The sequence below is a fragment of the Amycolatopsis sp. NPDC102522 genome (assembly GCF_055584485.1).
Window position 1 is genome coordinate 955,740 of record NZ_JBVJLY010000001.1, and the last position, 21,606, is coordinate 977,345.

Annotated in this window: 19 protein-coding genes; 12 read left to right on the plus strand and 7 right to left on the minus strand. The window is 67.8% G+C overall.

Annotated features, from left to right (window positions below):
• Positions 1-114: 114 nt before the first annotated feature.
• Positions 115-3,351: a penicillin acylase family protein gene (locus ACZ6YV_RS04320; RefSeq protein ID WP_465508245.1), complete on the plus strand. Its 3,237-nt coding sequence runs from the start codon at positions 115-117 to the stop codon at positions 3,349-3,351.
• A gap of 12 nt (positions 3,352-3,363) precedes the next feature.
• On the opposite strand, the gene ACZ6YV_RS04325 is transcribed toward ACZ6YV_RS04320, so the two are convergent.
• Entirely contained in the window at positions 3,364-4,275 is a 912-nt protein-coding gene (locus ACZ6YV_RS04325; RefSeq protein ID WP_465508246.1) for an oxidoreductase, read from the minus strand.
• 74 nt (positions 4,276-4,349) lie between these two features.
• Between ACZ6YV_RS04325 and ACZ6YV_RS04330 the strand changes: the two genes are divergently transcribed.
• The 3 genes from ACZ6YV_RS04330 (at position 4,350) to ACZ6YV_RS04340 (ending at position 7,139) form a co-directional block, all read left to right on the plus strand.
• A complete protein-coding gene (locus tag ACZ6YV_RS04330; RefSeq protein WP_465508537.1) occupies positions 4,350-5,390 on the plus strand; it encodes a trans-sulfuration enzyme family protein in 1,041 nt (346 codons plus the stop codon).
• 480 nt (positions 5,391-5,870) lie between these two features.
• Positions 5,871-6,533: a hypothetical protein gene (locus ACZ6YV_RS04335; RefSeq protein ID WP_465508247.1), complete on the plus strand. Its 663-nt coding sequence runs from the start codon at positions 5,871-5,873 to the stop codon at positions 6,531-6,533.
• 6 nt (positions 6,534-6,539) lie between these two features.
• A complete protein-coding gene (locus tag ACZ6YV_RS04340; RefSeq protein WP_465508248.1) occupies positions 6,540-7,139 on the plus strand; it encodes a class F sortase in 600 nt (199 codons plus the stop codon).
• An 83-nt stretch (positions 7,140-7,222) separates the two neighbouring features.
• Here ACZ6YV_RS04340 and ACZ6YV_RS04345 read toward each other — a convergent pair whose 3' ends face one another.
• Together ACZ6YV_RS04345 and ACZ6YV_RS04350 are read right to left on the minus strand one after the other, a co-directional pair.
• Positions 7,223-8,266 (minus strand): patatin-like phospholipase family protein, encoded by a 1,044-nt coding sequence (locus tag ACZ6YV_RS04345; RefSeq protein ID WP_465508538.1) that lies wholly within the window; start codon positions 8,264-8,266, stop codon positions 7,223-7,225.
• Positions 8,267-8,320: 54 nt separating this feature from the next.
• Positions 8,321-9,064 (minus strand): FadR/GntR family transcriptional regulator, encoded by a 744-nt coding sequence (locus tag ACZ6YV_RS04350; protein WP_465508249.1) that lies wholly within the window; start codon positions 9,062-9,064, stop codon positions 8,321-8,323.
• A 60-nt stretch (positions 9,065-9,124) separates the two neighbouring features.
• Here ACZ6YV_RS04350 and ACZ6YV_RS04355 point away from each other — a divergent pair, with 60 nt between their 5' ends.
• From ACZ6YV_RS04355 to ACZ6YV_RS04390, 8 genes are read left to right on the plus strand one after another with little or no spacing between them, the layout of a single operon-like run.
• On the plus strand, positions 9,125-10,615 hold the full coding sequence (locus ACZ6YV_RS04355; protein WP_465508250.1) for an ABC transporter substrate-binding protein: 1,491 nt from the start codon (positions 9,125-9,127) through the stop codon (positions 10,613-10,615).
• Positions 10,612-11,556: an ABC transporter permease gene (locus tag ACZ6YV_RS04360; protein ID WP_465508251.1), complete on the plus strand. Its 945-nt coding sequence runs from the start codon at positions 10,612-10,614 to the stop codon at positions 11,554-11,556. The genes ACZ6YV_RS04355 and ACZ6YV_RS04360 overlap by 4 nt, the downstream gene beginning before the upstream one ends.
• Positions 11,556-12,368, plus strand: a complete 813-nt coding sequence (locus ACZ6YV_RS04365) for an ABC transporter permease (protein ID WP_465508252.1) — start codon at positions 11,556-11,558, stop codon at positions 12,366-12,368. The genes ACZ6YV_RS04360 and ACZ6YV_RS04365 overlap by 1 nt, the downstream gene beginning before the upstream one ends.
• Positions 12,365-13,111: an ABC transporter ATP-binding protein gene (locus ACZ6YV_RS04370; RefSeq protein ID WP_465508253.1), complete on the plus strand. Its 747-nt coding sequence runs from the start codon at positions 12,365-12,367 to the stop codon at positions 13,109-13,111. The genes ACZ6YV_RS04365 and ACZ6YV_RS04370 overlap by 4 nt, the downstream gene beginning before the upstream one ends.
• Positions 13,108-13,878, plus strand: coding sequence for an ABC transporter ATP-binding protein (locus ACZ6YV_RS04375; protein ID WP_465508254.1), 771 nt, complete (start codon positions 13,108-13,110; stop codon positions 13,876-13,878). The genes ACZ6YV_RS04370 and ACZ6YV_RS04375 overlap by 4 nt, the downstream gene beginning before the upstream one ends.
• Complete coding sequence (locus tag ACZ6YV_RS04380; RefSeq protein WP_465508255.1) at positions 13,871-15,292, plus strand: aldehyde dehydrogenase family protein; 1,422 nt, start codon at positions 13,871-13,873, stop codon at positions 15,290-15,292. The genes ACZ6YV_RS04375 and ACZ6YV_RS04380 overlap by 8 nt, the downstream gene beginning before the upstream one ends.
• Positions 15,289-16,047 carry an SDR family NAD(P)-dependent oxidoreductase gene (locus ACZ6YV_RS04385; protein ID WP_465508256.1) on the plus strand — a complete coding sequence of 253 codons (759 nt, stop codon included), beginning with the start codon at positions 15,289-15,291 and terminating at the stop codon, positions 16,045-16,047. The genes ACZ6YV_RS04380 and ACZ6YV_RS04385 overlap by 4 nt, the downstream gene beginning before the upstream one ends.
• 11 nt (positions 16,048-16,058) lie before the next feature.
• Entirely contained in the window at positions 16,059-17,441 is a 1,383-nt protein-coding gene (locus ACZ6YV_RS04390; RefSeq protein ID WP_465508257.1) for an amidase, read from the plus strand.
• Positions 17,442-17,645: 204 nt separating this feature from the next.
• Here the strand turns inward: ACZ6YV_RS04390 and ACZ6YV_RS04395 are convergent, their stop codons facing one another.
• From ACZ6YV_RS04395 to ACZ6YV_RS04410, 4 genes are all read right to left on the minus strand, one after another.
• A complete protein-coding gene (locus ACZ6YV_RS04395; RefSeq protein WP_465508258.1) occupies positions 17,646-18,377 on the minus strand; it encodes a DUF4276 family protein in 732 nt (243 codons plus the stop codon).
• Positions 18,374-19,495, minus strand: coding sequence for an AAA family ATPase (locus tag ACZ6YV_RS04400; protein WP_465508259.1), 1,122 nt, complete (start codon positions 19,493-19,495; stop codon positions 18,374-18,376). Before ACZ6YV_RS04400 ends, ACZ6YV_RS04395 begins: the two co-directional genes overlap by 4 nt.
• Before the next feature lie 86 nt (positions 19,496-19,581).
• Entirely contained in the window at positions 19,582-20,436 is an 855-nt protein-coding gene (locus tag ACZ6YV_RS04405; RefSeq protein ID WP_465508260.1) for an HpcH/HpaI aldolase/citrate lyase family protein, read from the minus strand.
• Positions 20,433-21,503, minus strand: coding sequence for an HpcH/HpaI aldolase/citrate lyase family protein (locus tag ACZ6YV_RS04410; RefSeq protein WP_465508261.1), 1,071 nt, complete (start codon positions 21,501-21,503; stop codon positions 20,433-20,435). Before ACZ6YV_RS04410 ends, ACZ6YV_RS04405 begins: the two co-directional genes overlap by 4 nt.
• Positions 21,504-21,606: the final 103 nt, after the last annotated feature.

The window sequence follows — 21,606 nt, forward strand, 5'->3', positions numbered from 1 at the left end:
GGTTCGCAGGACGAGTGTTCGGCCGAACGGTGGCAAGAACGCGAATAGTCTTCACAAATTTGGATACCCGTGGGTAGTGTGCGCCTCGTCACTCTCCGACGACGGAGGTCTTTCATGCGACGAGGCATACGGGTCTTGACGACGCTGGCGGGGTTGACGCTGGTGGCGGGGACCGTTCCGGCACTTCAGGCGAACGCGGCGGAAGCCCCACAGAACTCCGTGGTGGCGTCCGCGCTCGACGACTACTGCGGCGGCCAGTGCGGCGACATCCTGCCGCCCGGGACCAAGGGGAACGCCACCCTCGCCGAGATCCTGGCGCACAAGGCGCTCGGCACCCGGCCCGCGCATTCCGCCGACCAGCTCGGCAAGTACGCCTCGCTCGCCGACGGCTACAAGACGCTGACCACGGACAAGATCAACCAGTTCTTCAACGACGCCTCGTTCGGGGTCGCGTCCGGGCAGGTCGAGAGCACGATCAAACCGCGCTCGGACGTGACGATCACCCGTGACAAGGCGACCGGCGTGCCCCGGATCGTCGGTACGACGCGGCCGGGCACGATGTACGGCGCCGGATACGCAGCCGGGCAGGACCGCCTGTGGCTGATGGACATCATGCGCCGCGTCGGCCGCGGCCAGCTCACCTCGTACGCCGGGGGCGCGCAGGGCAACCGCGAACTCGAGCAGAGCTTCTTCGCCTCGGCGCCCTACACCGAGCAGGAACTGCAGAAGCAGATCGACAACGCCGCGGCCAGCGGCCCGCGCGGCGCCCAGGGCAAGGCCGACGCCGAGGCCTACGTCCAGGGTGTCAACAAGTACATCTCCGACTCGCACAGCGGCCGCTACTTCCCCGGCGAGTACGTCCTCACCGGGCACGTCGACGCGATCACGAACGCCGGGACCATCGAGCCGTTCAAGCTGACCGACCTCGTCGTCCTCGCGGCCGTCGTCGGAGCCCAGTTCGGCGCCGGTGGCGGCGGTGAGGTGCAGAACGCCATCGCGAAGATGGCGATGCAGGAGAAGTACGGACTCGAACAGGGCGACAAGGTCTGGAAGAGCCTCCGGTCCGAGGACGACCCCGAGACCGTCAAGACCCTCCACAATGGACAGAACTTCGACTACGGCAAGGCACCCGCGAATCCGCAGGGCGCCGCGATCCCGGACAAGGGTTCGGTCTCCGGGCAGCAGCTGGTCTTCGACCCGACAGGGTCCGCCGGCACGGCGACGCCCGCCAAGGTGGACGTTCCCGCGCCCGACGATCAGAAGGCCGCCCGCGGCATCTTCGACAACGGTGTCCTGCCCGGAAACCTGCTGTCGGAGAAACACGGCATGTCCAACGCGCTGGTCGTCTCCGGCGCCAAGACCGCGAGCGGTCACCCCGTCGCCGTCTTCGGCCCGCAGGCCGGCTACTTCGCGCCGCAACTGCTGATGCTGCAGGAACTCCAGGGCCCGGGCATCAGCGCCCGCGGCGCCTCGTTCGCGGGGATCAGCATGTACGTGCTGCTCGGCCGCGGCAAGGACTACTCGTGGAGCGCGACTTCGGCGTCGCAGGACATCACCGACACCTACGCCGTCGAACTGTGCGAACAGAACGGTTCCGCGCCGACGAAGAACTCCGACTTCTACCGCTTCCGCGGCCAGTGCCTGCCGTTCGAGATCGTCGAGCGCAAGAACGCCTGGAAGCCGACCATCGCCGACGGGACGGCCGAAGGTTCGTACACGCTGCGAAGCTTCCGCACCAAGTACGGGCCGGTGACGAGCCGGGCGCTGGTCGGTGGCAAGCCGGTCGCGTACGCGTCGCTGCGGTCGACCTTCCAGCACGAGATCGACACGATCATCGGCTTCCAGAAGTTCAACGACCCGGACGCGATCAAGTCCGCGCAGGACTTCCAGATCGCGGCGGCCGACGTCAACCAGACCTACAACTGGTTCTACGCCGACTCCCGTGACATCGCGTACTTCAACTCCGGCTCGAACCCGGTCCGCAATCCGAACGTCGACCCGGCGATGCCGGTGAAGGCCGACGCCGGCTTCGACTGGCAGGGCTGGAACCCCGACGGCAACCTCGCGAACTACACGCCGTCGTCGCAGCATCCGCAGTCGATCAACCAGGACTACTACATCAGCTGGAACAACGCGCAGACCAACGGTTACGCGGCCGGCGGCGCGGACAAGAGTTCCGTGCACCGCGCCGATCTGATCGACGCGCGGGTCAAGAAGATGGTCTCCAGCGGCACCAGGGTGACTCGGGTGAACCTCACCCAGGCCATGGAGGAAGCGGCGCTGGCCGACCTCCGCGCGGAGAAGGTGCTGCCGGAACTGCTCAAGGTGCTCGACAAGGCACCGCTGACCGGCCCGGCCGCCGACGCGGTGGCGAAGCTGAAGACCTGGCTCGCCGCGGGCGCCCTGCGCTCGGAGACCTCACCGGGCAGCAAGGCCTACACCAACGCCGACGCGATCCGGATCATGGACGCCTGGTGGCCGCTGCTGGTCAACGCCCAGTTCAAACCCGGCATGGGTGACGCCGCCTACGCCGCCATGGTGGGTGTGCTGAAGATCAACGAGTCGCCTTCCGGCTGGCAGAACGAGGTTCCCGGCAAGCACGTCGGCCAGTCGCACGCGGGTTCGTCGTACCAGGCGGGCTGGTGGGGCTACGTGCACAAGGACATTCGCTCGGTCCTCGGGCAGAACGTCGCGGGTCCGCTGCCCGTGAAGTACTGCGGTGGCGGCGACGTCAACGCCTGCCGTCAGGTGCTGCTCGACTCGCTGACGCAGGCGGCCGCGCAGCCCGCCAACACCGTGTACCCCGGTGACGGCGACTGCGGCGCGGGCGACCAGTGGTGCGCCGACACGATCATCCACCGCGCGCTCGGCGGCATCACGCAGGACAAGATGAGCACCCAGAACCGGCCGACCTTCCAGCAGGTCGTGGAGTTCCCGGCGAAGCGCGGCGACAACATCGCCAACCTCGCCACCGGCCGGTCGGTGAGCGCGAGCAGCCACGAGACCGGCTGGTACGACTCGCCGCCGTCCAACGCGATCGACGTCAACCTGTCGACGCGCTGGGCGAGCGACTGGAGCGACAACCAGTCGATCACCGTCGACCTCGGTTCGGTGCAGTCCGTCTCGCGGGTCGTCCTGCACTGGGAATCCGCGTACGGCAAGGCCTACAAGGTGCAGGTCTCGTCCGACGAGACGAACTGGCGTGACGTGGCGTCCATAGCGGACGGAGACGGCGGGCAGGACAACGTCGCCTTCGACGCGACCGACGGCCGCTATGTCCGGATGGCCGGTGTCCAGCGCGGGACGAAGTACGGCTACTCCCTCTACGAGTTCGAGGTGTACGCCCACTAGCCCGCTTGACGACTAGGCCTTGGCCGACGGCCCGTCTTGATGCAGTGCGTCGAGGCGGGCCAGGTCTTCGGACGTGAGCCGCAGCGTTCCGGCGGCGACGTTGTCGGCGAGGTGGCCGAGGTCGCCGGTACCCGGGATGACCAGCACGTGCGGCCCGCGCGCCAGAGTCCATGCCAGGCGGATCTGCGTGGGCGTGGCCTGGTGCGCGCGGGCGATCTCGAGCACCTCTTCCTGCTCGGCGCCGCTGGCACCTGCCTCGCGTCCGGCTCCGGCGATGGCGAAGAACGGCACGAACGCCACTCCCTGCTCGCCACACGAGCGCAGCAGTTCGTCCTGCTCGGGCCGGTGGCCGAGGCCGTAGGCGTTCTGCACACACACGACCGGCGCGATCGCCTTGGCCTGGGCCAGCTGCTCCGGGCGGACGTTGGACACGCCGAGGTGCCGGATCAGACCGGCTTCGCGCAGCTCGGCCAGCGCGCCGAAGTGGTCGGCGATCGAGCTGTCTCCTGGCAGACGCAGGTTCACCAGGTCGAGGTGATCGCGGCCGAGTTGCCGCAGGTTCTCCTCCACCTCGCCGCGCAGCTGCTCGGGAGTGGCATCGGGCAGCCACCCGCCGGACGGATCCCGGCGCGGCCCGACCTTGGTCGCGATCACCAGATCGTCCGCGTACGGCGACAACGCGGAGTTGATCAGCTCGTTGGCCGACCGCAGCGACGAGAAGTAGAACGCGGCGGTGTCGACGTGGTTGACGCCCAGCTCGACAGCGCGGCGCAGCACCTTGATCGCCTGATCGCGGTCGCCCGGGGTGGCGTCGGGTGCGAACGCCTGGCCGCGCTGGGGCAGCCGCATGGCGCCGAAGCCGACCCGGTTCACCTTCAAATCGCCGAGTGTCCAGGTCCCCGCGTCGATCGTTCCGGAAGTCATGGTCGAAAGCCTGCCACGTCATGATCGCGAAGATGCCGGTTTCCGTGATCATCCGCGACCTTTACGGTGGCGGGGTGGACACGAACGACTGGTCGCCCCGCACCCTCGCCGTCGCCGCCGGACGCCCGGAGGGCCCCGGCGAACCGCTGAACGTGCCGATCGTCGCGGCGAGCACGTTCGACGCCGGCGCCGACCGCGCGTATTCGCGGGAGAACGGCACCCCGACCTGGGAGGCCCTCGAAACCGCGATCGGTGCGCTCGAAGGCGGGCACGCCACCGCGTTCGCCTCGGGGATCGCGACGCTCAGCGCCGTCGTCGACACGCTGCCGGTCGGCGCGAAGGTCTGCGTCCCGACGTTCTCCTACGCCGGGTCCCGCGGCCTGCTCGCGCACGCGCAGCGCACCGGCCGCCTGGTGGTGACCGAGATCGCGCCGGACGACACGGCCGCCTGGGTCGCCGCCGCGGACGCCGACCTGCTCTGGCTCGAATCGCCGACCAACCCGACGCTCGACGTCATCGACATCGAGACGATCGCCGCCGCCGCGAACGGCCTGGTCGCCGTCGACAACACGTTCGCCACCCCGCTCGGGCAGCGGCCGCTGGAGCTCGGCGCGGACATCGTCGTGCACAGCGCGACGAAACTCATCGGCGGCCACAGCGATCTGCTGCTCGGCCTGACGATCGCGGCCGACGAAGCCGTCGCGAAGGATCTGCGCGACGCGCGCACCAGGATGGGGGCGACGCCGGGAGCGCTCGAAGCGTGGCTGGCCCTGCGCGGGCTGCGGACGCTGCCTGTCCGCCTGGCCGAGCAGACCCGCACGGCCGCGCTGCTGGCGGCGCGGCTGGTCGACCACCCCGCGATCACCCGGGTGCGGTATCCCGGCTCCGGCACGATGATCGCGTTCGAACTCCCGGACGCCCAGACCGCGGACAAGGTCATCGGGTCGCTGCGGCTGATCCGTGCCGCCACCAGTCTCGGCGGGGTGGAGAGCCTGGTAGAGCGGCGGGCCTGGCTGGCGGGCGACGCCCACGTGCCCGCCGGGCTCGTCCGGTTCAGCGTCGGGCTCGAAGACCCGGAAGATCTCTGGACGGACCTGGCTTCCGCGCTCGGCTAGCGCCGTAGCTCTGCTCCCGGTGCTCTGATCGTGACCTTCAGGTTGCCGGGCACCGGCTTCCGGGCTCGAATGGTCAGTATTTCACCGATGGGTACTCCGAACGTGTGAACCAGTCGGTAACAAAGGTCTGAGTAACTGCGGAAAGTCGCAGCTTCGGGCCGGAAAAGCGACGTTTTCGCGGTGTTCGGAGGCCGTCGGAAAAAGGCTTTCGCAGCACGACCGTTCCGGCCGTTCGGGTGCTAACATTGCGTTGTCGTCCGGAGATTTTCCCTCTGTTGAGCGACTTTCAGGCCCTTGTATCGGGTCGGATCACTCCGGTGTTACCGGTTTTCCCAGTGGTTTTTGTCACCGTCTGCTCGCTACTGAAGACCGGTGCTTTTCGGGCAAGATCGCGCTGTCACCCGAACGTGGGATTTTCCCCCGGGTGGTCGCATGGTGGGGGTCACCGTGTGTTGCGATGCTTTTCACTGGGAGATCATTTTGAAGAAGACGTTGGGTCGCCTCGCGGGCGCGGTGCTGACCGGCGCCGTCATCTCGCTGGCCGTGACGCCTGCCGCGATGGCACAGGACGATGTGACAACGTCGACGCCCCCCGCGGCGCCGACCGAGTCCTCGCCTTCCGCTCCGCCGGGGCCGTCCTACTCGGGTGGTCCCGTGACCACGGCCCCGACCACCGATTCGAGCGCTCCGGCGTCGTCGTCGCAGCCGACGTCGACCAGCGGCAAGCCGACTTCCGGCAAGCCGTCGCCGACCTCCACCTCGGAGAAGCCGACCACCACCACCCCGCCGAAGCCGGTGCTGAACGTCGGCGCCGGTTACGTCGAGGGCAACGAGGGTGCGCTGGCGATCCTCTGCGGTTCGGAGCCCACCGGCGTCACCGCGCCGGACTTCACCGTCGTCGACTCGTTCCAGGACGGTGGCGACGCCTACCTGTGGATCTACATCATCGAGGCGAAGCCCGGCTTCAAGGGCACCTCGAGCACCTTCACCTGGACCTGCGACGGCAAGCCGGGCAAGGGTGACATCGAGATCGAGGGCACTGTCGGCGGCGGCGCGACCGCGCCGGGCACCAAGCCGGCGAAGCAGGTCAAGCTGAAGCCCAAGGGCGGCATCGAGACCGGTTTCGGCGCCACCGCGGCCTGATATCCGATGAAACTCCTGACGCAGGGCGGCCGCCTGGTCGCGGCCGCCCTTGTCCTTTCCCTCGCGCTGACGGGATGCGGCACCGACGAACCCGCCCCGCCCGCCGCGCAGGCGGCTCCGTCGGAATCGGCTCCGCCGGTCGTCAAGCCGTTCAACGGGGTTCGCCCGACGAACGTGAAGATCCCCAAGATCGGCGCGGAATCGAATCTGGTGACGGTCGCGGTCGGCAAGGACGGCAAGATGTCCGTCCCGTCGGCGAAGAACCCGATGCAGGCCGCCTGGTACCGGCTTTCGCCGGTGCCCGGCGACGTCGGCCCGTCGATCCTGCTCGGCCACGTCGACGGCAACAAGCAGCCGGGCGTCTTCTACAAGCTCAAGGACGTCAACCCGGGCGACGAGGTGCTCGTCGAACGCAGCGACGGCAAGAGCCTGAAGTTCGTGGTCGAGAAGAAGGACCAGGTTCCCAAGGACCAGTTCCCCGAGGAAGCGGTCTACGGCAACACGGACAAGCCGCAGCTGCGGCTGATCACCTGTGGCGGTGTCTTCGACAAGGAAGAGCACAGCTACAAGGACAACATCATCGTGTACGCGAACCTGGTCGCCTGACGACCAGAGCGCGCTATGAAAGGTCCTTTCCTTGCCAAATTTGGCAAGGAAAGGACCTTTCATGGCGTTTGGGGACCGGCGGCTCAGCCCACGCCGGCGGCAGGGAACGGGAACCCGTCCGGAGCCGCGGCTTCGGGATCGACCCACTTCCGCATCCCCGCGTCGCAGGCCGCGTAACCCCAGTTGATCAACCGCTCCTGCAGCACTTCCGGCACCTTCGTCAGCCGAGTCGGGGTTTCCGCCAGCCCGTGCGTGAGCTCGACAGGCGCCTTCAGCGAGTTGTCCAGCTCGAAGTTGTCCAGATCGACGTAGGACCCCCAGTAGGCGCCCGCGAAATCCTTCTCCACGTACGACTTCAGCAGCGCGCCCCGCCGCAGCTCGCGGACCTGGTTGTCGATCACGTCGAGGACGCGCAGCAGCTGCCGTCCCCAGTCGCGTTTGACCTTCGGCGTGACCTTCATCCGCTTGCCCGCGTCGCTGACCAGCACCGTCGCGTGCCCTTCGACCGGATCCAGGCCGAGGTTGTCGTAGACGCCGGCGTCGCTCAGCACGATCTTGCGGCCCACCTCGTCGGACAGCGGATCGCGGAGCACCACCGGCGACAGCATCGGCGGGAACGCCGAAGACGCGGCCACCGCGGTGGCGAGGGGGATGGTCCCGTGCGGCCCGTTCTGCCGGAAGAACCACCACAGGGCGCCGTCCTGGAGGTTCGTCGCGGTGAAGACGAACTGCGGGCCCTCGGGGTCCAGATCCTTGAGGCAGCAGTCGCCGAACAGGTGTTTCGCGTACACCCGCGCGAGTTCCTCACCGGCGCTCCGCCACGGAATCGCCATGGCGCGCAAGGTGACCGGGATGTCGAGCCGCGTGCGCGCCAGGTTCCGGACCGGCGCGACGACCTCGTCGTGGAAGTTGTTCGCGATACCGTTTTCGAACTTCAGATCCGACCAAGCGTGCGCCAGCGCGCCCGCGGCGATCGAGCCGCCCGAGACGCTGGAAAACGTCGAGATCTTCGACAGCCAGCCGATTTCGTTGAGCCGCCACAGGGCCCCGGTGTGGAACAGCATCGCGCGATAACCACCGCCGGACAGCGCCAGCCCGACGCCTTGGCGGGCGTTCGAAGGCTCCATCTCATCCCCCATCTGAGCGAGTGTAGGGGTGAGTCGGCCGAACGCCGCGAACCGTTACGACAAGAGAGGGACCAAGAGGCGGCGTTGTTCTTCCGGCACGTATTCGGCGTAGTTGTCGTAAAGCGCCCGTTTCGCCAGCCGTGACGCGCGTTCGCCGTCGGAATCCCGGATCGCTCCCAGCACTTCTTCATGATGCGTGAGCCAGTTGCGCATCAAGGCCGTCCGGTCGTCGGCGTGCTCCAGTTTGTCCTCGATGAGCTCCAGCACGACACCGCGCACGACCTCGCCGCTGATCACCAGCAGCGGATTCCCCGTCGCGCGGGCGATGGCCTCGTGGAACGCGACGTCCGCGTGGGAGAACTCCGCGAATCCCTTCGCGACGCCCGCGCGCATCGCGGCAAGCGCCTTGTCCAGTTCGGCGAGATGGTCTTCGGTCCTGAGCCGCGCGGCGAGCAGATGTGCGGAACCGTCGAGGACCATGCGGAACTGCAAGAGTTCGGGCAGGCCGAGGTTCTCGGCCCGCGCCAGCCTGTGCATGGACCGGTGCAGCGCGGCGGGCGAGGCGGCCAGGACCTCCGGGCCGCGCGGATCGCCGGGGCGCGAGCGGATCATTTCCGCTGCCTGCAGCACCCGCAGCGCCTCCCGCACCGTCGAGCGGCCGACGTCGAACTGGACCATCAGCTCACGTTCGCTCGGCAGCCGGTCGCCGGGTTTGATCCGGCCGCTGAACACGGCTTCCTCGATCTGTTCGACGACGCGCTGGTACGCGCGGACAGGGGCGACCGGCTCGAATTCCATCTTGACCCTGCCGTCTCGTCTGGTTTACTGGTCAGACCAGTCTACCGGTCAGGGGGCAGGATGAAAGCCCGGATCCACGCGGCGGCGTTGGCGTTGCTGCTGGTGACGTCCGGCTGCTCGGCCGGATCGAGCGCCACGGTCGCCAAGGATCCCGGCACGCTCGCCATCGGCTACACCGCCGAACCCGCGAACTTCGACTTCACCCGCACAGACGGCGCCGCCATCCCGCAGGCCTTGCTCTACAACGTCTACGAGGGCCTGGTGAAGCTCGACGCGGACGCGAAGATCGTGCCGCTGCTGGCCGAATCGTGGACGGTTTCCCCGGACGGCAAGACCTACGACTTCAAGCTCCGGAAGGACGCGAGGTTCAGCAACGGCGCGCCGTTCACCGCCGAAGACGTCAAGTTCTCGCTGATGCGAGTCAAAACCGACTGGACGGTGTCGATCAAGTCCACAATGGACGTTGTCGACCGGGTCGACGTCGTCGCGCCGGACCACGCGCGGGTCGTGCTCACGAAACCCAGCAACGGCTGGCTGTTCAGCCTCACCAGCAGGCTCGGCGCGATGTTCAGTCCCACCGGCGTCGCGGATCTGGCGAACAAACCGGTCGGCACCGGGCCGTACACGGTGGCCTCGCGCAGGCGCGGCGATTCCATCGTGCTCAAGCGGAATCCCGCGTACTGGGGCAGGAAACCGGCGTACTCGACGGTGGTCCTCAAGTACGTCAAGGATCCGACGGCGCTCAACAACGCCTTGCTCAGCAACGGGATCGACGTCATCTCCGCGATCACCGTGCCGGATTCGATCCCGCAGTTCCAGAGCGACGACCGGTTCACCGTCGTCGAAGGCACGACGAACAGCGAGGTCACGCTCGCGTTCAACAACGCGCGCCCACCGCTGAACGACGTCCGCGTCCGGCGCGCGTTGTCGTACGCCATCGACAGGAAGGCCCTGCTGGACACGGCTTGGGCGGGGCGCGGAACGCTCATCGGCAGCATGGTCCCGCCGACGGATCCCTGGTACGAAGACCTCTCGAACGCGTATCCGTTCGACCCCGCGAAGGCGAAAACGCTGCTCGCCGAGGCCGGGCAGCCGAATCCCTCGTTGCGGCTGCGGATCCCGAACCTGCCGTACGCCGTCTCGGCCGCGCAGGTGGTGGCGTCGCAGCTGGCCGATGTCGGAGTGACCGTGACGATCGAGCCGCTGGACTTCCCGGCGGTGTGGCTCAAGCAGGTTTTCACCGACCACGACTACGACCTCTCGATCATCCAGCACGTCGAGGCACGCGACATCGTCACCTTCGGCAAGCCGAAGTACTACTGGGGTTACGACGGCAAGGACGTCCAGCAGCAGCTGGCGAAGGCCGACGCCGGAACTCCCCAGGAGCAGCTCGACGCGATGCGTCAGGTCGCGCGGCGGCTGTCCGAAGACGCGGCCGCGGACTGGCTCTTCCTGTTCCCCAACGTGATCGTGGCGAAGAACAAGGTGACCGGGTTCGTCCGCAACCAGGTCAGCGAGTCCTTCGATCTCACGGGATTGGCGCCGCGATGACGGTCAAGATCGCGCGCCGCGCGGGGATCCTGGTGGCCAGTGTGCTGGCCGCGTCGATCGTGGTGTTCCTGTTCATGGCGGTGCTGCCGGGCGATCCGGCGCAGGTCGCGCTCGGCGTCAACGCGACACCGGAGCTGGTCGCGAAGACCCGCGCCGAATTCGGCATCGACAGGCCGCTGGTCACGCAGTACTTCGACTGGGTCGGCGGTGTCCTGCAAGGCGACTTCGGCCGCTCGTACGTCACCCGCGAGGAGATCGGCCCGGCGCTGACCGACCGGCTCGGCGTGACGTTGTGGCTGGTCGGGGCCGGGATGCTGGTGGCGCTGCTGATCGCCGTCCCGGCGGGGACGTTCGCCGCGGTGCGGCGCCGGAAGGCCGACGGCACCGCGGTTTCCGGTCTCTCGCAGATCGGCGTCGCGATCCCCGCGTTCCTCGCCGGCATCATTCTCGTGCAGATCTTCGCGGTGCAGCTGCGCTGGCTGCCTTCCGGTGGCTGGACGCCACCGGCGCAGGACCCCGGCGAATTCCTCCGCGGTCTCGTGCTGCCCGCCTTGTCGCTGGGGCTCGTGCAGGGCGCTGTGCTCACCCGTTATGTGCGGTCCGCGGTGCTCGACACGCTCGGGCAGGACTACCTGCGCACCGCGCGTTCCAAGGGACTTCGGCCGTTCCCGGCGTTGTTCCGGCACGGTCTGCGCAACGCCGCCGTGCCGGTGGTGACTGTGCTCGGCCTGCAGTTGGCGACGTTGCTGATCGGCGCGGTCGTCGTCGAGCGCGTGTTCGTGCTGCCGGGGCTGGGCAGCATGCTGCTCGACTCGGTGGCGTCGCGGGATCTGTTGTCCGTGCAGGGGATCGTGCTGGTCTTGGTGGTCGGCGTGCTGCTGGTGAACTTCGTGGTCGACCTCTTGTACACGGTGCTCGACCCGAGATTGCGGGGTTCCTGATGCGCAATCGAAGCCTGGTGATCGGCGGCGTCCTGGTCGCGCTGATAGTGCTCGCCGCGCTGCTTTCGTTCGTGTGGACGCCGTTCGATCCGGTGAAGGTCGACGCGCCGAATCGGCTGCGCGAGTTCAGCGGCTCGAACCTGCTCGGCACCGACAGCTTCGGCCGTGACGTGCTCAGTCAGCTCATGGTCGGCGCGCGGACGACGCTGTACGTCGGCGTGGTCGCGGTCGGGATCGCGGCGCTGATCGGGACGCCGCTGGGGATCCTCGCCGGGATGTCGTCGCGGTGGCTCGGCGAGTTCGTCATGCGGGTCAACGATCTCGTGCTCGCGTTCCCCGCACTGCTGCTGGCGATCATGTTCGGCGCGGTGTTCGGGGCCGACACGCTGACCGCGATGGTGGCGATCGGTATCGCGACCATCCCTTCGTTCGCGCGGATCGCGCGTTCGGGGACACTGCAGGTGATGAGCAGCGAGTTCGTGCTGGCCGCGCGGTCGGCAGGCCGCTCGCGGCCGAACATCGCGGCGCGGCATGTGCTGCCGAACATCTCCGGGCTGCTGATCGTCCAGGCGTCCGTTTCGTTCGCGATCGCCGTGCTCGCGGAGGCGGCCTTGTCGTTCCTCGGGTTCGGCACGCGGCCGCCGACGCCGTCGTGGGGCCGGATGCTGCAGGAATCCCAGGTCTTCCTGACCCTGCACCCGCGGCTCGCGCTCGTGCCCGGTGTCGCGATCGCCATCGCGGTCCTCGGGTTCAACCTGCTCGGTGACGGCCTTCGCGATCGTCTCGACCCGCGATTGGCGGCGCGGCTATGACCCTCGAAGTCCAGGATCTCGGGATCGGCGGCCTGGTCCGCGGCGTCTCGTTCGAGGTCGTCCGGGGCGAGCGCGTCGGCCTGATCGGCGAGTCCGGCTCCGGGAAGTCGCTGACGGCGTTGTCGATCATGGGGCTGCTGCCCGAAGAACTCGCCGCGTCCGGCTCGGTGAAACTCGACGGCCGCGAACTGCTCGGCGCGCCGGAACGGGAACTGTCGCGGCTGCGTGGCAACGACCTTTCGATGGTGTTCCAGGAACCGATGACCGCGCTGAACCCGGCGATGCGGGTCGGCGCGCAGGTGGCCGAGCCGATGCGGATCCACCGCGATGGCGGGAAGCATCGTGCGGCGGCCGAGGCGTTGCTGGATTCCGTCGGCCTGCCAGGGACTTTCCGCGCGTATCCGCATCAGCTGTCCGGCGGGCAGCGGCAGCGCGTCGTCCTCGCGATCGCGCTCGCCAACGATCCGAAGCTGCTGATCTGCGACGAACCCACGACGGCACTGGACGTCACCGTGCAGGCGCAGATCCTGGAGCTGATCCTCGACGGCGTCCGCGAGCGAGAGAGCGCGCTGCTGTTCATCACGCACGACCTCGCCGTCGTGGCGTCGGTGTGCGAGCGGGTGCTGGTGATGCTGGGCGGCGAGATCGTCGAATCCGGCACCACACGGGATGTTCTCACCGCTCCACAACACGAATACACCAAGAAGCTTTTGGCCGCTTCGGATCTGGAGGCGAGCCGATGATGATCTCGGTACGGGACCTCGAACGCCGCTACACCCGTCGTGACGTTCATGCTTTGCGCGGCGTCTCGTTCGACGTCGAGGCCGGTCAGCGCTTCGGGATCGTCGGCGAGTCAGGCTCGGGAAAGTCCACTTTGGTCAGGTTGCTGGCCGCGCTGGACAAGCCGACGGCGGGCAGCGTCTCGTTCCAGGGCAAGCGCGTCGACACGCTGCCGGAGCGGAAACTCGGTTTCCTGCGGTCGGAACTCCAGATCGTCTTCCAGGATCCGATGGGCTCGCTCGATCCGCGGATGCGGGTGCGCGACATCATCTCCGAACCTTTGGGACGTCGGGATCCCGCACGGGTCGCGGAGCTGCTGGAGGCGGTCGGCCTGCCCGCCGACGCCGCCGGCCGCTACCCGCACCAGTTCTCCGGCGGGCAGCGGCAACGGATTTCGATCGCGCGGGCGCTCGCGCCGAATCCGAGCGTCCTCATCGCGGACGAGCCGGTGAGCGCGCTCGACGTCTCGGTGCGGAAGCAGATCCTCGATCTGCTCACGTCGCTGGTCGAGCTGTACTCGCTGACGCTGATCTTCGTCTCGCACGACCTCGGCGTGGTGCGGCACGTGTGCGACAGGGTCGCGGTGATGCGGCGCGGCGAGATCGTCGAGCTGGGCGACGTCGACCAGGTCTACGACGCGCCGGAGCACGAGTACACCAGGGAACTGCTGGCGGCCGCGCCGAATCTGCGGGCCGAGCTGGCGCGGTTGAGGGGAGGCGACGATGCTTGAGTACCCGGAAGGGTTGCCGATCGGCGAAGGCTGGATGTCCACTGTGGACATCGAACCGGTGACGTTCCCGTACGACGGGAGCGAGATCGGCCGGGCGCCGGTCGGGACACCGGAGCTGGCCACGCGCGCGATCGACGAGGCCGTCGCGGTGTTCAAGCAGGTCGCGGCCCTGCCGTCGCGTACGCGGCGCTCGCTTTTGAACGACGTCGCCGCGGCTCTGGAAGCCCGCCGCGAGGACTTCGAGCGGCTGCTGGTCCTGGAGACGGGCAAGCCGCTGGTCGACTGCCGGGTCGAGGTCGCGCGCACGATCGTCACCTGGCAGGCCGCCGCCGAGGAGGTCTCGCGGCTGCACGGCGAGACCGTGCCGCTCGACCTGCTGCCGTCCGGCGACGGGCTGGTCGGGTTCTGGAAACGCAAGCCGATCGGCGTCGTCGTCGGCGTGGCCGGGTTCAACTATCCGCTGCTGCTGGCGTCGCACAAGATCGCGCCCGCCATCGCGGCCGGCTGTCCGGTGGTGGTGAAACCCGCGCCTCAAACTCCTTTGGCGACGTTGTGGCTGGTGCACTTGATTCGAGAGCTGACCGACGTGCCCGCGATGGTCCAGCTGGTCACCGGGGACGCGGCCGTCGGCTCCGCGCTGGTCACCGACCGGCGGGTCGGCGCGGTGTCGTTCACCGGATCCGCGCTGGTCGGGCACCGGATCGCCCGCGACGCCGCGCCCACGAAGACGTTGCTGGAGCTGGGTTCCAACGCCGCTTTGGTGGTCGCCGAAGACGCGGATCTCGACGCGGCCGCGGACGCCGTGCTGCGCGGCGGGTTCTACGCGTCCGGGCAGGCCTGCATCTCGGTGCAGCGCGTCCTGGTCGTCGACGCCGTCGCCGAAGAGTTCACCGAACGGGTCCTGGCGCGGCTCGGGGAGGTCGTCACCGGTGATCCTCGAGACGAGAAGACGCGGGTCTCGGCGCTGATCGACCCGGGATCGACCGAGCGCGTTCAGGAGTGGGTCGACAAAGCGACTTCGGCCGGTGCGCGGCTGGTCGGCGGCGGTGTGGACGGCAGCGTGATCCGGCCTGCTGTGCTGCTCGACGTGCCTGACGGCCTCGAATGCTGGGACGAAGAGATCTTCGGCCCTGTCGTCTGCATCCGCCGTGTGTCCTCTGTGGACGAAGCGTTCGACGCGGTCAACGCGTCGCGCTACGGACTGCACGCTTCGGTGTTCAGCACTTCCTTGAAGACTGCGTTCCGCGCGCTCGACGAGCTCGACGTGGGCGGCGTGGTGGTCAACGAGGTGCCCGGTTTCCGGTCCGACACCATGCCGTACGGCGGTGTGAAGGACTCCGGGATCGGGCGGGAAGGGCCGCGGTTCGCGGTCGAAGAACTGACCGTGACGAGGATGGCGGTGCTGCGACCGTGAGTTACGAGAACCTGTTCCGGCTGGATGGCAGGCGGGCCGTCGTCCTCGGCGGCGGCAGTGGAATCGGCCGCGAATCGGCGAAAGCCCTGGCCGCGCACGGTGCCGAAGTGATCATCGCGGACCGCGACATCGCCGCGGCCGAGGAAACCGGCGCGGGGGAGGCGTACGAGATCGATCTGCTGGCGTCCGGTGCCGCCGCGAAGGCCGCCGCCGACCTCGGCGAGATCGACATCGTCGTGCTGACCGCCGCGACCAACGTGCGCAAACGGCTGCTGGAGTACACGCGCGAGGAATTCGACCGGGTGATCGCGCTGAACCTCGGTGCGACGTTCGAGGTCGTCCGCGCGTTCGGCGCCGGGATGGTCGAGCGCGGGCGGGGGAGCATCATCGGGTTCTCGTCGATCCGCGGCACCACCGTCGAGCCGGGGCAGGGGCCGTACGCGGCGACGAAAGCCGGGCTGGTGCAGCTGTTCCGCACGGCCGCGGCGGAGTTCGGCCCGGCCGGGGTGCGGGTCAACGCGATCGCGCCCGGCGTCGTCGAAACCCCGCTGACGGCACAGATCAAAGCGAATCCGGACTGGTACGACGCCTACGCGACCAAGGGCGCGCTCGGCCGCTGGGCGCGTCCGGAGGAACTCGCCGGCGCCGTCGTCTACCTGGCCTCGGACGCGTCGTCGTTCGTGACCGGCTCCGTCATGGCGGTGGACGGCGGCTGGACCGCCGTCGACGGCCGCTTCGAACCACCCGCGACGTAAGGAGTCCCGCCGTGCCGGAGTTGCCCGATCTGACCGCCGTCGAACTGGCCGCGCGGTACCGCGCAGGGACGCTGTCGCCGGTCGAGGTCACCGAAGCGGTCCTCGCCCGTATCGAGGCGCGCGAACCCGAACTGCACGCCCTCTACGCGTACGACCCGAGCGGCGCGCGCGAAGACGCGAAGGCGTCCGAAAGCCGTTGGCACGCCGGGGAACCGCTCGGCCCGATCGACGGCGTTCCCTTGACGCTCAAGGAGAACATCGCGACCCGCGGCACGCCGGTCCCGCTCGGCACGGCCGCTTCTTCGCTGGAACCCGCTTTGGCCGACGCGCCTGCCGCTGCTCGCGTGCGTGAGTCCGGCGGGGTCCTGCTGGGCAAGACGACCATGCCGGACTACGGGATGCTGACGTCCGGGCTGTCGAGTTTCCACACCGCGGCACGGAATCCGTGGGACACCGCGCGCACGCCCGGCGGCTCCAGCGCGGGTGCCGGTTCGGCGGCCGCCGCCGGCTATGGCCCGCTGCACGTCGGCACCGACATCGGCGGCTCGATCCGGCTGCCCGCCGGCTGGTGCGGCCTCGTCGGGCTGAAACCGAGTTTCGGCCGGGTGCCGGTGGATCCGCCGTTCCTCGGCCGTGTCGCCGGTCCGATGACGCGGACCGTCGCCGACACCGCGCTGCTGATGAGCGTTCTGTCCGGTGTGGACGGTCGCGATCACCTTTCGCTGCCGCCGTCGGCGCTCGACTGGACTTCGTTGTCCGGCGAGGTCAAGGGACTGCGGATCGGGCTGCACCTCGACCCGGGCGTCGGGCTGCCGGTCTCGCCCGAGACGATCGGCGCTGTCACCGAAGCCGCGCGGCTGTTCGAGGCCGCAGGTGCGGTGGTGGAGCCGGTTTCGCCTTTCCTGTGCCGCGAGATGCTCGACGGCCTCGACACCTTCTGGCGCGTCCGGGCCTGGTCGGACATGTCGGCACTGCCCGAGGACCGCCGCGCGAAAGTGCTGCCGTACATCGCCGACTGGGCCGCCGGCGGCGCCGACGTCACCGGTGTCGACGCCTACCGCGGCTTCGCGCAGATCGACGCCATCGCCGTCGCGACCCTCCGCGAGACCGAACGCTTCGACGTCGTCCTTTCGCCGACCTGCCCTGTCCCGGCCCCACCCGCCGACTGGCCCTCGCCGACCAACGACCCTCGCCGCCCGTTCGAGCACATCGCGTTCACCGTGCCGTACAACATGTCCGGCCAGCCCGCGGTCTCGATCAACTGCGGCTACACGAGCGACGACCAGCCCATCGGCCTCCAGATCAGCGGCCGCCGCTTCGCAGACCTCGACGTCCTTCGCGCCACTGCCGCCTACGAAACCCTTCGCCCCGCTCCACGCTCCTGGCCCTGCTAGCTCAGGCGAGCATCTATTGAGGGGTAAGGCAAACCTGGCGTGTTTGTGGACGGTGTCGGTGACTCTGCGCGACACCGGGTCGTTGGCGTCGACTGTGTGGATTTTGGTGCGTTGGATGACCAGAAATCCACACAGTCCTGTCGTGACCGGACCGGTCACGACAGTCGGACAGGGGGTGTGTGGAAATAGGGACGTTGAGCGTCCCTATTTCCACACACTCCTCACCCTGAGTGACAACTCGCGCCCTCGTCGACCCGACACCTTTGCCTTACCCCTCAATAGATGCGTGAGCCAGGAGTCCAGGTGGGGGAAACGCGCGCGGAGTGCGTCGATGCCCAGATCAGCTATGACCAAGGGGCCGTCACTCGTTTTCGAGTAGCTGGCGCAGTAACGAGCGAGACGTTTTGAAGGTGCTGTATCCAGGCCATCGTTCACCAGCTCGGGGCCGCCCGCGTCTTCCACGTCCTTCAGAACTCGTCGCGTGAGGTCGTTGCCGGAAAACAGCCAGCCAAGCTGCTCCGCTGCCGCGAAGACCCAAGTCTCCAGTTCGTGCAGGATCAGATTCGGAACGAACCGCTTATCGGAGATCGCCGAGGCCAGAGACTTCTCCACATGTTCGACTCGCTCGTATGCGGAGACTGCGGGTCGATCCCTCATACCGGGGCTGTCGGTGGGGAACCCGTAGTAGTCGAACAAGGTGGTGAGGGTGTGGATATCGGTGTTCCGCAGCAATAACCTGATTTCGCGGTCAAGCTTGGCCCAGCTGCTCACACCGCCGTGACTGGCAGGTCCAGAGGTGGACCTCTTGGTGGTCACGATCGACTTCGTGATCGTCCAGCCCCGGTCCTGCAGATACGGTTCCAGGACATTGTTGACCACTGTTTCTTCGGTCTGCCCTTCGAGCAGCAGGTGCAGATGTCGATATTCGGTCGTCATCCGCGATTGCTTTCCTCCCGGACAGGGCGTCCGCCGAGCAGGTTCTTCTCCCAAAGCTCGCCGAGTGAATATTCGGCAAGCCAGCCTTCCAACGTGGAGAGATCGGGCCGAGTGAATTCGGAGGCGCCTGCCTTGCGCTCGACCACTATCAGGTCGCCGACCTCGAACTGGTTCATGAGGGTCACGGACTGGGTGGCAATGAGTACTTGGCTGCGCCGCGACGCTTGACTCAGTAGGTCGGCGAGCTGAACGATCGCGAAGGGATGGAGTCCGAGTTCGGGTTCATCCAGTACGACAAGGCCCGGTAGTTCTGGTTGCAGCAGCAGTGTCGCCAGGCAAACGAACCGAAGCGTTCCGTCCGACATTTGATTGGCCGAAAAGACCGCGTCCGATTCTTGCTGTTGCCAGCGCAAGATGATTCGGTCGTTTTGATCGGGTTTGAGGATGAAATCCCGAAAAAACGGTGCCACAAGTCGGATTGAGCCAGTTATCCGTCGGTATGCGGAGCGATCGGCCGAATCATCACTTCTCTGTAAGCGGTAGAGGTAAGCGGCGAGGTTTCCGGCGTCGTTCCGCAAACTCAAGTCGTCTACCGTCGGGACCATGCGCTTGACCGGTGCATCGGCACTGGTGTCGTGAAAGTGGTAGACCTTGCAGCCTCGAAGGAGGTCGGTGAAACGCGACGCGCTCCGGACCGACTTCCTGTCGGTCGCATCCGGTAGCCGCGTTTCCCGATGCCCGCGCCCGAGCGACTGGCCGTAGGGCTGGTGGTCGTCCCCTGAACGGGAGTACATGGTCTCTGATTCGAAGACCAGTTCGTCGCGGGTTGCCGGGACCAGGCTGGCTTCGTAGGAGTGGGCCTCCGCCTCCAGTTCAAGGTGTATCCGGGGCGGTGATTCGCCTACGGTGCGAAGTGCTGACGCACCGCCGTTGAGGCCGACGAACAACCCAAGTTCGCCTTCGACGATTCGCCCCAGCAACTCGAGCGCATGGACGAAGTTGCTCTTGCCCGCGCCGTTCGCGCCGATCAGCACGTTCATCGCGCCCAGTTCGACGCGCGCCGAACGGATCGAGGTGAAACCCTCGATCTCGATCGACGTCAGCCGTTGTTGGGTCATGGGTACAGCTTAGGCAAGTGTCCATATGAGTTGACACCTTGCGGTCGTTCGTGTCGCCAACTACCACATCCAGAGGACGAAACGCGTCAGCCGGCGATCGCTTCGGCCAGCGCCAGGATCCGCTGCGCGTTCTCCACGTGCAGGTTCTCGATCATCCGCCCGTCCACGGTCACGACGCCCTGCCCGGCCGCCTGCGCCTCCTCGAACGCCGAGATGATCTTGCGTGACCGCGCGATCTCCTCCTCCGACGGCGCGAAGATCCGGTTGCACGGCTCCAGCTGCGCCGGGTGGATCAGGGTCTTGCCGTCGAACCCGAACTGGCGTCCCTGCAGGCATTCCGCCTCGAAGCCTTCGAGGTCCTTCACGTCGTTGTAGACGCCGTCGAGGATCGCCTTGCCGGTCGCCCGAGCGGCCAGCAGCGCCAGTGAAAGCCCGCCCAGCAGCGGCGCGCGGCCGGGGACGAACTCGGCGTGCAGTTCCTTCGCCAGGTCGTTCGTACCCATGACCAGCACGGTCAGCCGCTCGGACGCCGCGGCGATCTCCTCGGCGTGCAGCATCGCGACCGGGGTTTCGACCATCGCCCAGATCTTCGTGTGGTCGGGCGCGCCGCCGAGTTCCAGCGCGCGTTCGATGTTGTGCACCTCGGCGGCGGAGTTCACCTTCGGGACCACGATCGCGGCCGGACCCGCCTGCGCGGCGGCCCGGAGATCCGCGTCGTGCCATTCGGTGTCGAGGCCGTTGACGCGGATGGTCACCTCGCGCGAGCCGTACTCCTTCGACGAAGCGGCGGCGCAAACGCGTTCACGTGCGGCTTCCTTCGCGTCGGGCGCGACGGCGTCTTCGAGGTCGAGGATGAGCGCGTCCGCGTCGAGCGTCTTCGCCTTTTCCAGTGCTCTTTCGTTCGCGCCGGGCATGTAGAGGACGGAACGTCGGGGGTTCATGCGGAAGCCTCCTTGGTGGCCGCGTCGTACGCGGCGGCGAGTTCGGGGTCGTCGGCGGCCAGGGCGTCGGCGAGTTCGGCGACCACCCGGCACTGCTTCACCGAAGCGTCGTCCTGCATTTTGCCGTCGATCATCACGGCGCCGGTGCCGTCGCCCATCGCGGCGATCACGCGCCGTGCCCAGGCGACGTCCTCGGGAGCGGGCGAGAACACCTTCTTGGCGATGTCGATCTGCACGGGGTGCAGGCTCCAGGCACCCACGCAGCCGAGCAGGAACGCGTTGCGGAACTGGTCTTCGCAGGCCACGACGTCGCGGATGTCGCCGAACGGCCCGTAGAACGGCAGGATCCCGTTCGCCGCGCAGGCGTCGACCATCCGCGCGACGGTGTAGTGCCAGAGATCCTGCTGATACGTCGTGCGTCCCTCGGTCAGGTCTTCACCGGTCGGGTCCGTGCGCACCAGGTAACCGGGGTGCCCGCCACCCACCCGGGTGGTCTTCATCCGGCGGCTGGCGGCGAGGTCGGCCGGACCGAGCGAGATGCCCTGCATCCGGGGGCTCGCGCCGGCGATCTCCTCGACGTTCGCGACGCCGCTGGCGGTTTCCAGGATCGCGTGCACCAGCAGCGGTTTCGTCAGCCCGGCCCGCGCTTCGAGCTGCGCGAGCAGCCTGTCGACGTAGTGGATGTCCTGCGCGCCTTCGACCTTCGGCACCATGATCACGTCGAGCTTGTCGCCGATCTCGGTGACCAGCGTGATCAGGTCGTCGAGCACCCACGGCGAGTCGAGGCTGTTGACGCGGGTCCACAGCTGCGTCTTGCCGAAGTCGGTCGCCTTCGCGATGGAGACGAGCCCGTTCCGCGCGGCCTCCTTGCGGTCGGCGCGCACGGCGTCCTCGAGGTTGCCGAGCAGGACGTCGACCTTCTTGGCGAGATCCGGGACCTTGGCGGCCATCTTCTCGTTGCTGGGGTCGAAAAAGTGGATCATCCGCGAAGGAGGCACGGGGATCTGGCGGAGCGGTTCCGGCGCTCCCACCGCGAGCGGGGCGAAGAAATCCTTCGGCGAACGCATCGTTCCTCCATCGCAAACGGGCTAAGTGACCGACGAGTAACCCTAAACCCGGAAGGTGGGGAACCGCTGCGGCGCAGCTCACCTCCAAGGGGACACGATCGGG

What these genes read in the sequence shown, in the direction of transcription:
- ACZ6YV_RS04320 (WP_465508245.1), top strand. Translation starts at nt 115, where the DNA reads ATGCGACGAGGCATACGGGTCTTGACGACGCTGGCGGGGTTGACGCTG.
- ACZ6YV_RS04325 (WP_465508246.1), bottom strand. Translation starts at nt 4,275, where the DNA reads ATGACTTCCGGAACGATCGACGCGGGGACCTGGACACTCGGCGATTTG.
- ACZ6YV_RS04340 (WP_465508248.1), top strand. Translation starts at nt 6,540, where the DNA reads ATGAAACTCCTGACGCAGGGCGGCCGCCTGGTCGCGGCCGCCCTTGTC.
- ACZ6YV_RS04345 (WP_465508538.1), bottom strand. Translation starts at nt 8,266, where the DNA reads ATGGAGCCTTCGAACGCCCGCCAAGGCGTCGGGCTGGCGCTGTCCGGC.
- ACZ6YV_RS04350 (WP_465508249.1), bottom strand. Translation starts at nt 9,064, where the DNA reads ATGGAATTCGAGCCGGTCGCCCCTGTCCGCGCGTACCAGCGCGTCGTC.
- ACZ6YV_RS04355 (WP_465508250.1), top strand. Translation starts at nt 9,125, where the DNA reads ATGAAAGCCCGGATCCACGCGGCGGCGTTGGCGTTGCTGCTGGTGACG.
- ACZ6YV_RS04360 (WP_465508251.1), top strand. Translation starts at nt 10,612, where the DNA reads ATGACGGTCAAGATCGCGCGCCGCGCGGGGATCCTGGTGGCCAGTGTG.
- ACZ6YV_RS04365 (WP_465508252.1), top strand. Translation starts at nt 11,556, where the DNA reads ATGCGCAATCGAAGCCTGGTGATCGGCGGCGTCCTGGTCGCGCTGATA.
- ACZ6YV_RS04370 (WP_465508253.1), top strand. Translation starts at nt 12,365, where the DNA reads ATGACCCTCGAAGTCCAGGATCTCGGGATCGGCGGCCTGGTCCGCGGC.
- ACZ6YV_RS04375 (WP_465508254.1), top strand. Translation starts at nt 13,108, where the DNA reads ATGATGATCTCGGTACGGGACCTCGAACGCCGCTACACCCGTCGTGAC.
- ACZ6YV_RS04380 (WP_465508255.1), top strand. Translation starts at nt 13,871, where the DNA reads ATGCTTGAGTACCCGGAAGGGTTGCCGATCGGCGAAGGCTGGATGTCC.
- ACZ6YV_RS04395 (WP_465508258.1), bottom strand. Translation starts at nt 18,377, where the DNA reads ATGACGACCGAATATCGACATCTGCACCTGCTGCTCGAAGGGCAGACC.
- ACZ6YV_RS04400 (WP_465508259.1), bottom strand. Translation starts at nt 19,495, where the DNA reads ATGACCCAACAACGGCTGACGTCGATCGAGATCGAGGGTTTCACCTCG.
- ACZ6YV_RS04405 (WP_465508260.1), bottom strand. Translation starts at nt 20,436, where the DNA reads ATGAACCCCCGACGTTCCGTCCTCTACATGCCCGGCGCGAACGAAAGA.
- ACZ6YV_RS04410 (WP_465508261.1), bottom strand. Translation starts at nt 21,503, where the DNA reads ATGCGTTCGCCGAAGGATTTCTTCGCCCCGCTCGCGGTGGGAGCGCCG.